This is a genomic window from Streptomyces sp. NRRL B-1347 (assembly GCF_000720325.1).
Classification (GTDB): domain Bacteria; phylum Actinomycetota; class Actinomycetes; order Streptomycetales; family Streptomycetaceae; genus Streptomyces.
In genome coordinates this window covers 57369-71449 of sequence record NZ_JOJM01000046.1, presented here as the reverse complement: position 1 = coordinate 71449, position 14081 = coordinate 57369, and the positions used below count along the sequence as shown (strand labels likewise).

Here is a 14081-nt window from a genome sequence, read left to right as displayed (position 1 = left end):
ACGCAGGCGGGGCGGGGCCGAATGGATGACGGGGGCGTTCCGCGGCGCTCGTACGGGCGCCTCGCGGTGCTCGGGGAAGCGCTCCGCGCGGTGTCCGGGGAGGTGCCCCGCACGGTGTCCGTGAAGGCGCCCCGCACGCGAAGTCGAACTAATATTCGAACATGGCCTATGGTGGAGGCGGGGGATGAGAAACGGAAGGTTCAGGAGGTGCGTGTGCCAGGCTTCACGCATCTGCACACCGCCTCCGGGTTCTCCCTGCGGTACGGGGCCTCGCACCCGGAGCGGCTCGCCGAGCGCGCCGCCGAGCGGGGCATGGACGCGCTCGCGCTCACCGACCGGGACACCCTCGCGGGCACCATCCGCTTCGCCAAGGCGTGCGAGAAGGCCGGCGTGCGGCCGCTGTTCGGGACGGAGCTCGCGGTGGACCCGCCCGCGCCCCGGGAGGGCGGCGAGCGCGGTGCCCGCCGCCGCACCCCGGTGCGCGGCGGCGCCTTCGTCGACGAGTCGGCCCCGAGGGTGACCTTCCTCGCCAGGGACGGGGCCACGGGCTGGGCCGCGCTGTGCGGCCTGGTCAGCGCGGCCCACCGGGACGGCGGGCCCGTGCTGCCCTGGGACGACAACCACGGCGAAGGCCTGACCGTGCTGCTCGGCCCCGCCTCCGACGTCGGCCGCGCGCTCGCCGCCGGGCGCCCCGACCGTGCGGCCCGCCTCCTCGTCCCCTGGCGCGAGCGGTACGGCGACGCGCTGCGCCTGGAAGCGGTGTGGCACGGCCGCTCGGGCACCGGCCCCGGCTCGCTGCGGCTCGCCGCCCGCACCGTCGGCCTCGCCGCCGAGCAGCGCCTGCGCCCCGTCCTGACCAACGCCGTCCGCTACGCCGACCCGGGCCAGGGCCCCGTCGCCGACGTCCTGGACGCCGCCCGCCGCCTGGTGCCCATCGACCCGCGCGGGGAGCACGACGGCGGCGAGCGCTGGCTGAAGGGCGAGGCCGCCATGCTGGGCGCCGCCGAGCGGGTCGTGGAGGCCGCCGGGTTCCGCCGCGACGCCGCGCACCGCCTCCTCGAACAGACGGCGGCGGCCGCCGCCGAGTGCCTGGTCGACCCCCAGGACGACCTCGGCATCGGCTCCGTGCGCTTCCCCGAGCCCGCCCTCGTCGGCGCCGGGCGCCGCACCGCGCAGCGCGTCCTCGCCTCCCGGGCGGCGGCGGGCCTGGTGCTGCGCGGCTACGACAGACGCCCCGACCGGCGGACGTACTGGCAGCGGACGCACCACGAGCTGGACATCATCGCCCACCACGGCTACGCCTCGTACTTCCTGACCGTCGCCCAAGTCGTCGACGACGTACGGGCCCTGGGCATCCGCGTGGCCGCGCGCGGCTCCGGCGCCGGGTCCCTGGTCAACCACCTCCTCGGCATCGCGCACGCCGACCCGGTCGCGCACGGGCTGCTGATGGAGCGGTTCCTGTCCGCGCGGCGGCCGGTCCTTCCGGACATCGACATCGACGTGGAGTCCGCGCGCCGCCTGGAGGTCTACCGCGCGATCCTCGGCCGGTTCGGCCAGGAGCGGGTGGCGACGGTCGCGATGCCGGAGACCTACCGGGTCCGGCACGCCATCCGCGACGTGGGCGCCGCCCTGTCCATGGACCCCGCCGAGACCGACCGGATCGCCAAGGCCTTCCCGCACATCCGCGCCCGCGACGCCCGCGCGGCGCTGGCGGAGCTGCCCGAGCTGAAGGACGTCGCGGCCGAGGCGGACCGGCACGGCCGCCTGTGGGAGCTGGTCGAGGGCCTCGACGCGCTGCCGCGCGGCGTCGCCATGCACCCGTGCGGCGTGCTGCTCTCCGACGCCTCGCTGCTTCGCCGCACCCCCGTCGTCCCCACCAGCGGCGAGGGCTTCCCCATGTCCCAGTTCGACAAGGAGGACGTGGAGGACCTCGGCCTGCTCAAGCTCGACGTGCTCGGGGTGCGGATGCAGTCGGCGATGGCGCACGCGGTCGCCGAGGTCGAGCGGGCCACGGGGGAGCGGGTCGACCTGGACGACCCGCGCCGGGTGCCGGAGGGCGACGCGGCGACGTACCGGCTCATCCGCTCCGCCGAGACCCTCGGCTGCTTCCAGATCGAGTCGCCGGGCCAGCGCGACCTGGTGGGGCGCCTGCAGCCCGCGACCTTCCACGACCTGGTGGTGGACATCTCGCTGTTCCGGCCCGGGCCGGTCGCCGCCGACATGGTGCGGCCGTTCATCGAGGCCAGGCACGGCCGCGCGCCGATCCGCTATCCGCACCCCGACCTGGAGGAACCGCTCAGGGAGACGTACGGGGTCGTCGTCTTCCACGAGCAGATCATCCACATCGTCGACATCATGACCGGCTGCGGGCGCGACGAGGCGGACCGGGTGCGGCGCGGCCTGTCCGACCCCGAGTCGCAGGGCCGCATCCGCCTCTGGTTCGCGCAGACGGCGGCCGCGAAGGGCTACGACGCCGAGACCGTCCGGCGGACCTGGGAGATCGTCGAAGCCTTCGGCAGCTACGGCTTCTGCAAGGCGCACGCCGTGGCCTTCGCCGTGCCCACGTACCAGTCGGCGTGGCTGAAGGCCCACCACCCGGCGGCCTTCTACGCGGGCCTGCTCACGCACGACCCGGGGATGTACCCGAAGCGGCTGCTGCTCGCGGACGCGCGGCGGCGCGGGGTGCCGATCCTGCCCCTCGACGTGAACCGGTCCGCGGCCGCCCATCGCATCGAACTGGAGTCCGAATCCGGGGCGTGGGGCGTGCGGCTCGCGCTCTGCGACGTGCACGGCATCAGCGAGGCCGAGACGGCCCGGATCGCGGCCGGACAGCCGTACTCCTCGCTGCTCGACTTCTGGGAGCGGGCCCGGCCGAGCCGCCCGCTCGCCGGCCGGCTCGCCCAGGTGGGCGCCCTCGACGCCTTCGGCGCCAACCGCCGTGACCTGCAACTGCACCTGACGGAGCTGCAGCGCGGCGCCCGCGGCGCACGCGGCCCCCAACTGCCGCTGACCGGCGGCCGGGACACCGCGCCCGCGGGCCTGCCCGACCTCGACGACGCGGAGCGGCTGAGCGCCGAGCTCGGCGTGCTCTCCATGGACGCCTCGCGGAACCTGATGGACGACCACCGCGCCTTCCTCGACGAGCTGGGCGTCACCTCCGCCCGCCGCCTGCGCGCCGCGCGGCACGGCGACACCGTCCTGGTCGCGGGCGCCAAGGCCGCGACGCAGACCCCGCCGATCCGCTCCGGCAAGCGCGTCATCTTCACCACCCTCGACGACGGCACCGGCCTGGTCGACCTGGCCTTCTTCGACGACGCCCACGCCGCCTGCGCGCACACCGTCTTCCACTCCTGGCTGCTCCTGGTCCGGGGCGTGGTGCAGCGGCGCGGCCCGCGCAGCCTCAGCGTCGTCGGCTCGGCGGCGTGGAACCTCGCGGACCTGGTGGAGCTGCGCCGCGAGGGCGGCCTGGACGCGGTGGCGCCCCGCCTCGCCGAGGGCGGCGCGGCGGCCGGGGCAGGGGCGGAGCAGGCGTCCGGCCCCGGCGGCGACCCCGGCGGCGGCCGCCGCATCCGGATGGAGACCGGATGCGAGATGCACCCGTGGGCCGACCTCCAGCCGCCCGGCGAACGGGCGCCCACGGGACGGAAGTTGTGGCACCAGAGCCCGGGGAGTGCGGGATGACCATCCTCTGCGTACGTTTCCAGCTGCCGCCGATGTACGAGGCGGCCCTGCCGGGCCTCCTCGGGCTCCTGGAGGAGTTCACCCCGGTCGTCGAGGCGCTGCCGCCGGACGGGGCCCTGGCTGATCTGCGGGGCGCCGAGCGGTACTTCGGGCGCGACGCCGTCGCCCTCGCTTCGGTGATCCGCGTACGCGCCCTCGCGCTGCACGGCGTCGACTGCGTGATCGGCGCGGGCCCGGGCCCGATGCTCGCCCGCGTCGCGCTGCGCGACGCCCGGCCCGGCGTGCCGTGCGCGGTGCCCGCGGGCGCCGCCGCGGAGTTCCTCGCCGAGCGGCCCGTCGCCGCGCTGCCCGGCGTCGGCACGGCGACCGCCCGCACCTTGTGCGAGTACGGCCTCGACACCCTCGGCCGGGTCGCCGCCGCACCCCTGTCCACGCTCCAGCGCCTGATCGGCGCGAAGGCGGGCCGCGAACTGCGCGACAGGGCGGGCGGCGTCGACCGCGGCCGGGTGGTGCCGAACGCGGTCTCCCGCTCCCTGGCCACCGAGCGCGCCTTCTCCCACGACGAGATCGACCCCGGCCGGCACCGCCGCGCCCTGCTCTCGGCCGCCGAGGAGCTGGGCACCCGGCTGCGCGCCCTCGACAAGGTCTGCCGCACCCTGACCCTCACCGTCCGCTACGCCGACCGCTCCGCGACCACCCGCAGCCGCACCCTGAAGGAGCCGACCGCGCACTCGGCGGAGCTGACGCGGGCGGCGTACGGCATGTACGAGGCGCTCGGCCTGCAGCGGGCCCGGGTCCGCGCGATCGCCCTGCGCGCCGAGGGCCTCGGCCCCGCCGACCAGGCCGCCCACCAGCTCACCTTCGACCCGGCGGACGAGAAGGCCCGCCGCATCGAGGAGGTGGCCGACCGGGCCCGGCGGAGGTTCGGGGCGGGGGCGATCGTGCCGGGGTCGTTGGCGGCGTAGGGCGTGTCGGGCGCAGGATCCGTCTGAGCGAACCGGCCGCGGACGCCCGGCCGGGAGGCTCCCTGTACTCCAACTCACCTTCCAGTGAAGGGAGTTGGGCGACCTCGGGCCTTGGGTGGCACCTACTGTGCAGTGATGCACGTCACAAGCCGCATGGGTGATTGATAGCGATTTGGAATGATTCTCTGAAGGCGCTTCGCGACGACGGCTGGTGCGTCGCCGAGGGGCGTTCGCCGTCGCTCGATTGGGCCGCCTCCGCCCGTACGCGATACAACGACGGCACCCCACCCCCCCTTCGAGAGGACCGCCATGGCCGCGACCCCGCACCGCGCCGCCCCCGCCCCCCGTGACCTCGCGGACCTGCCGTACGCGCACCGGCTCGACGTGTTCGCGGGGGAGCTGGAGCGCGACGGCGACCACGAGTCCGTGCACTTCGACGGCGGCACCTTCGCCGACCTGGACGGCGGCGGCACCGCCTTCCTGGAGTGCGCCTTCTCCGCGGTCGCCTTCGAGGGCGGGCGCTACCGCCGGGCCCGCTTCAACGACGTCTGGGCGCACCAGACCCGCTGGGTGGGGGTCGACCTGGCCGAGACCCAGTGGACGGACTGCGAGGTGGGCGCCGGGCTGCTCGCCGGGGTGGAGCTGCACGGCTCGCGGCTGCGCCGGGTGGTGTTCCACCAGTGCAAGTTCGACTCCGTGAACCTGCGCGCGGCCGGGTTGCGCGACGTCACCTTCGTGGACTGCCTGCTGCGCGACGTCGACTTCAGCGGGGCCCGGCTCGCGGGGGTCGCCTTCCCCGGCTCCACGCTGGAGCGCGTGCGCTTCGACAACGTCACCGTGGACCGGGCCGACCTCAGCGGGGCCGCGGCCCTGGGCATCGCCTCCGGGTTCGCGTCGCTGCGCGGGGCGACCATCAGCGGTCTGCAACTGGTGGAGCTGGCACCGGTGTTGGCGGCGACGCTCGGCCTCGACGTGAAGGACGGCTGAGCCCGGCCGCGGCGGGCCGTCCGGCGTGCGCGACCGTGCCAGCGGTCGCTGGGAAGTTTTGCCCGCGCGCAACTTCACACTTCTACTACCGGCACGTAATTTAGCGTGAACGCGTCAATGCCGTGATCCGGGTCACAGTCGGTCGTTAGCCGGTCGTCGCACCTGCCTTGAGCCGCGAGGAGATCGCCCGATGCTGCCCTGGAGACGAGCGCTGCGCGCGCTCACCGCCGCCCTGCTGATCGCGGGCGCCGCCACGCTCACCCCCACCGCCACGGCCGCCGAAGCCGCCGCCCCCACTGCCGGACCCGCCTCCACCGCGTCCTCCGCCGGGCCCTCTTCGACCCGCGGCTGGAACGACTACGACTGCCGGCCGTCCGCCGCCCACCCCCGCCCGGTCGTCCTCGTCCACGGCACCTTCGCGAACTCCGTGGACAACTGGCTCGTCCTCGCGCCCTACCTGGTGGCCCGCGGCTACTGCGTCTTCTCGCTCGACTACGGCCAACTGCCGCACGTGCCCCTCATCCACGGGCTCGGCCCCGTCGCGAAGTCCGCCGAACAGCTCGACACCTACGTCGACGAGGTCCTCGCGGCCACCGGGGCCGAGGAGGTCGACCTCGTCGGGCACTCGCAGGGCGGCATGATGCCCCGCTACTACCTGAAGTTCCTCGGCGGCGCCCCGAAGGTGAACGCGCTCGTCGGCCTCGCGCCCGACAACCACGGCACGACCCTGCTCGGTCTTACCAGGCTCCTGCCGTACTTCCCGGGCATCGAGGCCCTGCTCACCACGGCGACCCCGAGCCTGGCCGACCAGATCGCGGGATCGCCGTTCCTGACCGAGCTGAACGCGGGCGGCGACACCGTGCCCGGCGTGCGCTACACCGTCATCGCCACCCGGTACGACGAGGTGGTCACCCCCTACCGCTCGCAGTTCCTCGACGGGCCGAACGTGCGCAACGTCCTGGTGCAGGACCTGTGCCCCCTGGACCTCTCCGAGCACGTGGCCGTCGGGGTCCTGGACCCGGTCGCCCACCACGAGGTGGCCAACGCGCTCGACCCGGCCCACGCGACCCCGACGACCTGCCTGCCCTAGGCCCTAGCGGTTCGTGGCGGCACGCCGCCGTGCCGCCACGAACAGCGTGCCCGAGCCCAGCGCGAGCGCCGCGGCGCCGCCGACGGCGTAGTACGAGGTGGAGTCGTCGCCACCGGTCTCGGCGAGGTTCTCGCCGGTGGCCGCCACCGGCCGGGCGGCGCCGCCCTTGGCCTCCGGGGTGTTGCCCGGGGCCTTCTTCCCGCCGGGGGTGCCGAGGTCGCCGTGGCCGTTGTGCTCCACGGTGGACTTCGCGGCACCGTCGCGGATGTCCTGCTCCGACGGCGCGGCGGCGACAGGGGCCGCGGCCGGGGCGGCGGCCTTGGTGGTGACGCCCTTGCCCTTGCTCGCGCCCTTGCCGCTGCCGAAGACCACGTCCGAGCAGGTGTAGAACGCCTCGGGGGAATCGGACCGCTGCCAGATCGAGTAGACGAGGTGCCGCCCCGACCTGGCCGGGACGGTGCCGCTGAACTCGTAGGAGCCGTTCACCAGCTTCGGGTCGGTGACCTTCGCGAAGGGCCGGGCCTGAAGGTCCGACCACTTCAGGGGCTTGGCCGGGTCGTACGAGTCCTTGGTGACGTACAGCTCGAAGGAGCCCCGGTGCGGGGCGGTGGCCCGGTAGCGGAAGGTGTGCTTCCCGGCGCTGAGCTTGCTGGCGGGCCAGTCGGTGCGGGGCAGGTCGAGCCCCTTGTACTTGGCGTTCCCCGCGCTGCACAGCTTGCCGTCGGGGATGATCTGCTTCGACTTGCCCGCGGCGTTGGCGATGTTGACCTCGTTCCAGTCGTACAGCGGCTGGGTGCCGCCCGCCCGGACGAGCGCCTTGCAGGCCGCCGACTTCGGCGCCTCGGGCCCCTCCTGGAAACAGGCGGCCACCCGGCTCACCGGATCCGTCATCGACCCGTGCGCGGCGGCGGGCGCGGCGGTGAGCACGGAGAGGGCGAGCGGTGCGACACCCGCCGTGGCGATCGCGGCGACCTTGCGGGCAGCAGTCATGGGGGGATCTCCTAGACGACGTACGGGGTGGGGGAAGCGGGGCGAAAACCCCGCGGCGATCAGCAAGTTAGCCCCCGCCGACCCCGAAATCCCCTGCTGAGAGGGGCCGCGGGCGATCCTTAGGGGGGCGGGGGGGGGGGGGGGGCGCCCCGCCTCGGCGCACTCGGAGGCCGACAGGCCCCGCGGGTGGGCGCGCAGGGTGTGGGCCACCAGGTCCGCGGTGTGCGGGGCCAGGCCCTTGGGGAGTTCGCGGGAGCCGGGCGGACGGCCGCCGAAGAGCTGGTCGACGTCCTCCTGGCGGGCCTCGGCGAGGCCGTCGAGGCGGGCGCGCAGGGCCGCCACGTGCCGCAACTGCTCCCGCAGCGCCGCCTGGTTGAAGGGCTTGAGCAGATAGTGCAGGGCTCCGGCGCGCAGGGCCGCGCGGATCACCCCGGCCTCGCGGGCGGCGGTGATGAACAGGACGTCCACCGGCACCCGGCCGGGGTCGAGCCCCTCGGCCGCGCGCAGCTCCCGCAGCACCGCGAGCCCGTCCATGTCGGGCAGGTACACGTCCAGGAGCAGCAGGTCGGGGCGGAGCCGCTCCGCCGCCCGCAGCGCGTCGGCGCCGCTGTGTGCCACGCCCGCCACCGCGAACCCGTCCACCGCGGCGACGTACCGGCTGTGCAGCTTGGCGACCATGAAGTCGTCGTCGACGACCAGCACCTTCGTCATCGCCCGGCCCCCTCGGCCCCTTGTCGTCGCCGCAGGGTACGAGCGCGACCACAACGACCACAACGTCCGTTGCTTCCGGAAGGGAGACAGGTTCCGCACGCGTGGGCAGCATGTGGGCCACCTCACCCACGGAACCGGTCAGACAGGCGGTGGCACCCGTGCGACTACGCACTCCCAGGAGACTGCGCGTCCCCCTCGCCCTGTGCGGTGCCGCGCTCCTCGTGCTCGTGGGCCCGCCGCTGCTCACCCCGGGCGACGGCGACGACACCGGCACCCGGATCCCCGGCCTGCGCCTCATGGTCCCCAACACCCCCGGCGGCGGCTACGACATCACCGCCCGCACCGCGGCGAAGAACGCCGAGGACGCCGGACTCACCCACAACATCGAGGTGTTCAACCTGCCCGGCGCCGGCGGCACCGTGGGTCTGAGCCGCCTCGTCGGCGAGCACGGCAACGGCAGGCTCGCCATGTCCATGGGCCTGGGTGTCGTCGGCGCCGTCCGCTCCAACGACGCGCCCAGGTCCCTCGCCGACACCACCCCCATCGCCCGGCTCACCGAGGAGCAGGACGTCGTCGTGGTGTCGAAGGACTCGCCGTACGACACCATCGACGAGCTCGTCGACGCGTGGCGGGAACGGCCGGGGAAGCTGCCCGTCGGCGGCGGCTCGGCCCCCGGCGGGCCCGACCACATCGCGCCCATGCTGATGGCCCGTGCCGCCGGGATCCCGCCGAAGGACGTCAACTACGTGCCCTTCGACGGCGGCGGCGAACTGCTCGCGTCGATCCTCGGCAACAAGGTCGCCTTCGGCGTCTCCGGCGTCGGCGAGTACCTGGACCAGATCAAGTCCGGCGAGCTGCGCCTGCTCGCCGTCACCGGGCCGAAGCGGGTCAAGGGACTCGACGGGCCCACGCTCAAGGAGTCCGGCTACGACGTGGACTTCACCAACTGGCGCGGCATCGTGGCGCCCCCCGGCCTCTCCGACACCGAGCGCGACAAGCTCATCGGGCTCGTCCGCGAGCTCCACGAATCGAAGGAGTGGCGCGCGTCCCTCAAGAAGAACGGCTGGGACGACGCCTTCCTCGTCGGCGACGGGTTCGGCGACTTCCTCGATGCCCAGGACCGGCGCGTCGTCTCCGTCCTGAAGGAGCTCGGCCTGTGACCACCACCGAAGCCGCGCCCGCCGCCCGCGGCCGCCGCGCCTGGCTGCGCGAGCACTCCGAACTCGGCGTCTGCGTCATGCTGCTCGCCCTCGGCGCCGTCGTCCTCACCGACGCGCTCACCATGGACGTCGCCATCGCCCAGCGCGGCCCCATCGGCCCGCGCACCGTGCCGATCGCCGTCGGCTGCGGTCTGCTCCTCATCTCCGTCCTGCTCGCCGTGGACGTCCTGCGGGGTGGCCGCGGCGAGGCCGAGGGCGGCGAGGACGTCGACCTGTCCGAACCCGCCGACTGGCGCACCGTGCTGCTGCTCGCCGGGGTCTTCCTCGCCACCGCCGCCCTCATCGAGCCGGTGGGCTTCCCCGTCGCCGGGGCCCTGCTCTTCTGGGGCGCCGCCTACGCCCTCGGCAGCCGCGCGGTCCACCGCGACCCGCTCATCGCCGCCGGGCTCTCCCTGGCCACCTACGCCGTCTTCAACAACCTGCTCGGCGTGCCGCTGCCCGGCGGCCCCCTGATGGGAGTGCTGTGACATGAACTCCTTCAGCTCCCTCATGGACGGCTTCGGCACCGCGCTCACGCCCGCCAACCTGCTCTGGGCCGCGATCGGCGTGCTCCTCGGCACGGCGATCGGCGTCCTTCCCGGCATCGGCCCCGCGATGGCCGTGGCACTGCTGCTCCCGGTGACGTACGGGCTCGAACCCACCGGCGCCTTCATCATGTTCGCGGGCATCTACTACGGCGCGATGTTCGGCGGCTCCACCACGTCGATCCTCCTCAACACGCCGGGGGAGAGCGCCGCCGTCGTCGCCGCCATGGAAGGCAACCCGATGGCCAAGTCCGGCCGGGGCGCGCAGGCGCTCGCGGCCGCCGCCATCGGCCACTTCGCGGGCGGCATGATCGGCACGGTCCTGCTCGTCGCGCTCGCGCCGAAGGTCGCCGACCTCGCCGTCGACATCGGCGCGCCCGACTACTTCGCCATCATGGTCCTCGCGTTCATCGCCGTGACCTCGGTGCTCGGCTCCTCCCGCATCCGGGGCCTGGCGTCCCTCCTGATCGGCCTGACCCTCGGCCTGGTCGGCCTCGACCAGATGACCGGACAGCAGCGCCTGACCTTCGGCTCCCTCCAACTCGCCGACGGCATCGACGTGGTGATCGTCGCCGTCGGCCTGTTCGCGATCGGCGAGGCCCTGTGGGTGGCCGCGCACCTGCGCCGCACCAGCGGCCGGGCGATCCCCGTCGGCCGCCCCTGGCTCGGCAGGCAGGACGTCAGGCGCACCTGGAAGTCCTGGCTGCGCGGCCCCCTCATCGGCTTCCCGTTCGGCGCGATCCCCGCGGGCGGCGCGGAGATCCCCACCTTCCTCTCGTACGTCACCGAGAAGCGCCTGTCGAAGCACAAGGACGAGTGGGGCAAGGGCGCCATCGAGGGCGTGGCGGGACCGGAGTCGGCCGCGTCGGCGTCGGCCGCGGGCACCCTCGTGTCCATGCTGACCCTCGGTCTGCCCACGACCGCCGTCGCCGCCGTGATGCTGGCCGCCTTCCAGCAGTACGGCATCCAGCCCGGGCCGCTGCTCTTCGAACGCGAGTCGGAGCTGGTGTGGGGCCTGATCGCGTCCCTGTTCGTCGGCATGGTGCTGCTCCTCGCCCTGAACCTGCCGCTGGCCCCCGTGTGGGCGAAGCTGCTGCGCATCCCGCGCCCGTACCTGTACGCCGGGATCCTGTTCTTCGCCGCGGTCGGCGCGTACGCCGTCGGCGGTGAGGCGCTCGACCTGGTCGTCCTGCTCGTCATCGGCCTGATCGGCTTCGGCATGCGCCGCTACGGCCTGCCGGTCCTGCCCGCCGTCATCGGCGTCATCCTCGGCCCGAACGCCGAGCTGCAACTGCGCCGCGCCCTGCAGATCAGCGACGGCAGCGCACGGGGCCTGGTCGACACACCCTTCTCGATCACCGTCTACGCGCTGATCGCGCTGATCCTGCTCTGGCCCCTGCTGCGGAAACCGGCGCGCGCCCTGTCGAACTCCCGCCGTACGGTGAGGGAATGACCGACAAGATCACCCCGGGCGGCGCGCAGGCCGTCATCCGCCCCGCCACCGCCGCCGACGTGCCCGCCGTGCGGGACGTCACGCACGCGGCGTACCACCACTACATCGAGCGCATCGGCCGCGTGCCCGCGCCCATGGAGTCGGACCACGCCCGGAACGTGGCGGCGGGGCGGGTGCACGTCGCCGAGGACGCCGGGGGCGCCGTGGTCGGTCTGGTGGTCGTGTACCCCTACGACGACCACCTGTACCTGGACAACATCGCCGTCCACCCCGACGCCAAGGGCACGGGCCTGGGCCGCCGCCTCCTGGAGTTCGTCGAGGAGCACGCGCGCGGCCTTGGCCTGCCCGAGATACGGCTCTACACCAACGCGATGATGTGGGAGAACCAGAAGATCTACCCGCGCTTCGGCTACGAGTTCGTGGAGCGGCGCGTCGAGGGGGTCTACGACCGCTTCCATTACCGCAAGGCCGTGCTGGCCTGACGGCCGGTGCCCCGTAAGGGGCGCGGGGAACTGCGCGACCAGCCACAACAAAGCCGCAGTCGCGTCTGCTCGGTACGCAGCAGACGCGACTGCGGCTCTTCGCGCGCCGAGCGCGCAGTTCCCCGCGCCCCTTACGGGGCGTCGAAGGGGCCGTCGGGGGCGAAGGCCAGCCCGGCGAAGCGTTCGCCGATGTGGCGGTGCGTGGCGGCGTCCGGGTGGAGGTTGTCCGGCAGGGGGAGGCGGGCGGCGTCGGCCTCGCCGTACAGGGCGCGGCCGTCCAGGTAGGACAGGTGAGGGTCCTCCGCGGAGCGCTCGCGCACGATCCGGGACAGCTCGTCGCGGACGACGGTGAGCGTCAGCTTTCCGGCGGCGCGCTCCTCGGGGTCGCCCGTGGCCAGGAACCGGAGCTTCCCCTCGCGGAGGCCGCTGAAGTCCGGCGCGCTGGGCCCCGGCGTGTCCTCGTGGATGGGGCACAGGATGGGCGAGACGACCAGCAGCGGCACGTCGGGGTGGCCCTCGCGGATGGTGTCGAGGAAGCCGTGGACGGCCGGTCCGAAGGCGCGCAGCCGCATCAGGTCGGTGTTGACCACGTTGATGCCCAGCTTGACGCTGATCAGGTCGGCGGGCGCGTCCCGCAGGGCGCGCGCGGTGAAGGGGTCGAGCAGCGCGCTGCCGCCCAGGCCCAGGTTGACGAGGTCCACGCCGCCGAGCGCCGCGGCGAGCGCGGGCCAGGTGGTGCTGGGGCTCGCCGCGTCGGAGCCGTGGCTGATCGAACTGCCGTGGTGCAGCCACACCTTGCGGCCGCGCTCGGGCAGTGGCGCGACCGGGGCGTCGGTGCGCAGGGCGACGAGCTCGGTGGTCTCGGTGTGGGGCAGCCAGATCTCGATGTCCTTGACGCGGTCCGGCAGGCCGGTGAAGCGCAGGGTGCCGGCGGGGCCGGGCCGCGTCTCAGCGGACCCGGCGGCCATGTCGATGGTCAGGGTGTTGCCGTCGGCCAGGCTGCCCCGGTCGACGAGCTCGCCGTCGACGAGCAGGTCGTACACGCCGTCGGGCCGGGGCGGCGCGCCCACGTAGATCCGCTTGGTGGGCAGCGCGTCCAGCTCCACGGCCGTGGCCCGGCTGCGGAAGGCGATGCGAACGCCGGAGGGCTGGGACTCCGCCATGGCCAGCTGGCCGTCGGCGCACTGGGCGCGGGCCCGCGCGGGCAGCCGGTGCGGCAGCAGACCGGACGCGGTGCGCTCCAGGTCGAGGGCGCCGCGCAGCAGCTCGGCGGTGAGGGGCGTGGTGGTCAAGGGGTGCTCGGTGCGCATGTCTCAGCCTGTTGGGGTGGAGTGGGGAAGCGTTTCCGCGCGGCGCGCGGCCTCAGGCAGCGGGCCAGTTCCGCAGCAGGGCGTCGAGGGAGTCCAGGATCCGGACCCAGCTCTCCTGCGGATCCGGCTCGCTGTGGCTGAATCCGCCCGCCGTCTCCAGGCTGACGTAGCCGTGGAAGACGCTGCCGAGCAGCCGGACCGCGTGCGTCTGGTCGGGCTCGGCGAGGTCGTAGCCGCGCAGGATGGCCCGCATCATCGCCGCGTGCCGGACGCCCGCGCTCGCGGCCGCCGTCTCGGGGTCGAGCCGCAGCCGGGCCGCGGCGTAGCGGCCGGGGTGCTCCGTGGCGTAGTCGCGGTAGACGTGTGCGAAGGCGGTCAGGGCGTCCTTGCCGGAGCGCCCGGCCAGGGCGTCGGCGGCCCGGTCGGCGAGTTCTCCCAGGGCCAGCAGGGCGATCCTCGTCCTGAGGTCCTGGGAGCTCTTCACGTGCGAGTACAGGCTCGCGACCTTGACGTCGAACCGCCGGGCGAGCGCCGAGACGGTCACCTGGTCGAAGCCGACCTCGTCGGCCAGCTCGGCGCCCGCCCGGGCCAGGCGTTCCGGGGTCAGTCCCACGCGTGCCATATCGGTCCTCTCCTTCGACAGAACCGATTATGCAGTTACCTAAAGG

General features: G+C 74.1%; 11 protein-coding genes and 1 pseudogene. 8 read left to right on the top strand and 4 right to left on the bottom strand.

Annotation, left to right across the window (positions count from 1 at the left end; all coding sequences use genetic code 11):
- Positions 1 to 213 precede the first annotated feature (213 nt).
- From IG74_RS0131005 to IG74_RS0130990, 4 genes are all read left to right on the top strand, one after another.
- The gene (locus IG74_RS0131005; RefSeq protein WP_030684133.1) at positions 214 to 3681 is read left to right on the top strand and encodes a DNA polymerase III subunit alpha; all 3468 of its coding nucleotides are present in this window, start codon (positions 214 to 216) and stop codon (positions 3679 to 3681) included.
- Entirely contained in the window at positions 3678 to 4646 is a 969-nt protein-coding gene (locus IG74_RS0131000; RefSeq protein ID WP_030684130.1) for a DNA polymerase Y family protein, read from the top strand. Before IG74_RS0131005 ends, IG74_RS0131000 begins: the two co-directional genes overlap by 4 nt.
- A 309-nt stretch (positions 4647 to 4955) precedes the next feature.
- Positions 4956 to 5633, top strand: a complete 678-nt coding sequence (locus IG74_RS0130995; protein WP_030684129.1) for a pentapeptide repeat-containing protein — start codon at positions 4956 to 4958, stop codon at positions 5631 to 5633.
- A 190-nt stretch (positions 5634 to 5823) separates the two neighbouring features.
- Positions 5824 to 6723, top strand: a complete 900-nt coding sequence (locus IG74_RS0130990) for an esterase/lipase family protein (RefSeq protein WP_030684126.1) — start codon at positions 5824 to 5826, stop codon at positions 6721 to 6723.
- Between the two features lie 3 nt (positions 6724 to 6726).
- Here IG74_RS0130990 and IG74_RS53630 read toward each other — a convergent pair whose 3' ends face one another.
- Together IG74_RS53630 and IG74_RS53625 are read right to left on the bottom strand one after the other, a co-directional pair.
- Positions 6727 to 7713, bottom strand: a complete 987-nt coding sequence (locus IG74_RS53630; RefSeq protein ID WP_030684125.1) for a lytic polysaccharide monooxygenase auxiliary activity family 9 protein — start codon at positions 7711 to 7713, stop codon at positions 6727 to 6729.
- A 360-nt stretch (positions 7714 to 8073) separates the two neighbouring features.
- Positions 8074 to 8424: pseudogene (locus IG74_RS53625) on the bottom strand (response regulator); the annotation flags it as partial.
- Between the two features lie 158 nt (positions 8425 to 8582).
- Between IG74_RS53625 and IG74_RS0130980 the strand changes: the two are divergent.
- From IG74_RS0130980 to IG74_RS0130965, 4 genes are read left to right on the top strand one after another with little or no spacing between them, the layout of a single operon-like run.
- The gene (locus IG74_RS0130980) at positions 8583 to 9584 is read left to right on the top strand and encodes a tripartite tricarboxylate transporter substrate binding protein (RefSeq protein WP_051855712.1); all 1002 of its coding nucleotides are present in this window, start codon (positions 8583 to 8585) and stop codon (positions 9582 to 9584) included.
- Positions 9581 to 10111: a tripartite tricarboxylate transporter TctB family protein gene (locus tag IG74_RS0130975; protein ID WP_030684122.1), complete on the top strand. Its 531-nt coding sequence runs from the start codon at positions 9581 to 9583 to the stop codon at positions 10109 to 10111. Before IG74_RS0130980 ends, IG74_RS0130975 begins: the two co-directional genes overlap by 4 nt.
- 1 nt (position 10112) lies before the next feature.
- Positions 10113 to 11621 carry a tripartite tricarboxylate transporter permease gene (locus tag IG74_RS0130970; RefSeq protein ID WP_030684120.1) on the top strand — a complete coding sequence of 503 codons (1509 nt, stop codon included), beginning with the start codon at positions 10113 to 10115 and terminating at the stop codon, positions 11619 to 11621.
- Entirely contained in the window at positions 11618 to 12103 is a 486-nt protein-coding gene (locus tag IG74_RS0130965) for a GNAT family N-acetyltransferase (protein WP_051855694.1), read from the top strand. Before IG74_RS0130970 ends, IG74_RS0130965 begins: the two co-directional genes overlap by 4 nt.
- 131 nt (positions 12104 to 12234) lie before the next feature.
- Here the strand turns inward: IG74_RS0130965 and IG74_RS0130960 are convergent, their stop codons facing one another.
- Together IG74_RS0130960 and IG74_RS0130955 are read right to left on the bottom strand one after the other, a co-directional pair.
- Positions 12235 to 13413, bottom strand: a complete 1179-nt coding sequence (locus IG74_RS0130960; RefSeq protein ID WP_030684117.1) for a GDSL-type esterase/lipase family protein — start codon at positions 13411 to 13413, stop codon at positions 12235 to 12237.
- A gap of 52 nt (positions 13414 to 13465) precedes the next feature.
- Positions 13466 to 14035, bottom strand: coding sequence for a TetR/AcrR family transcriptional regulator (locus tag IG74_RS0130955; protein ID WP_030684114.1), 570 nt, complete (start codon positions 14033 to 14035; stop codon positions 13466 to 13468).
- Between the last annotated feature and the right edge of the window lie 46 nt (positions 14036 to 14081).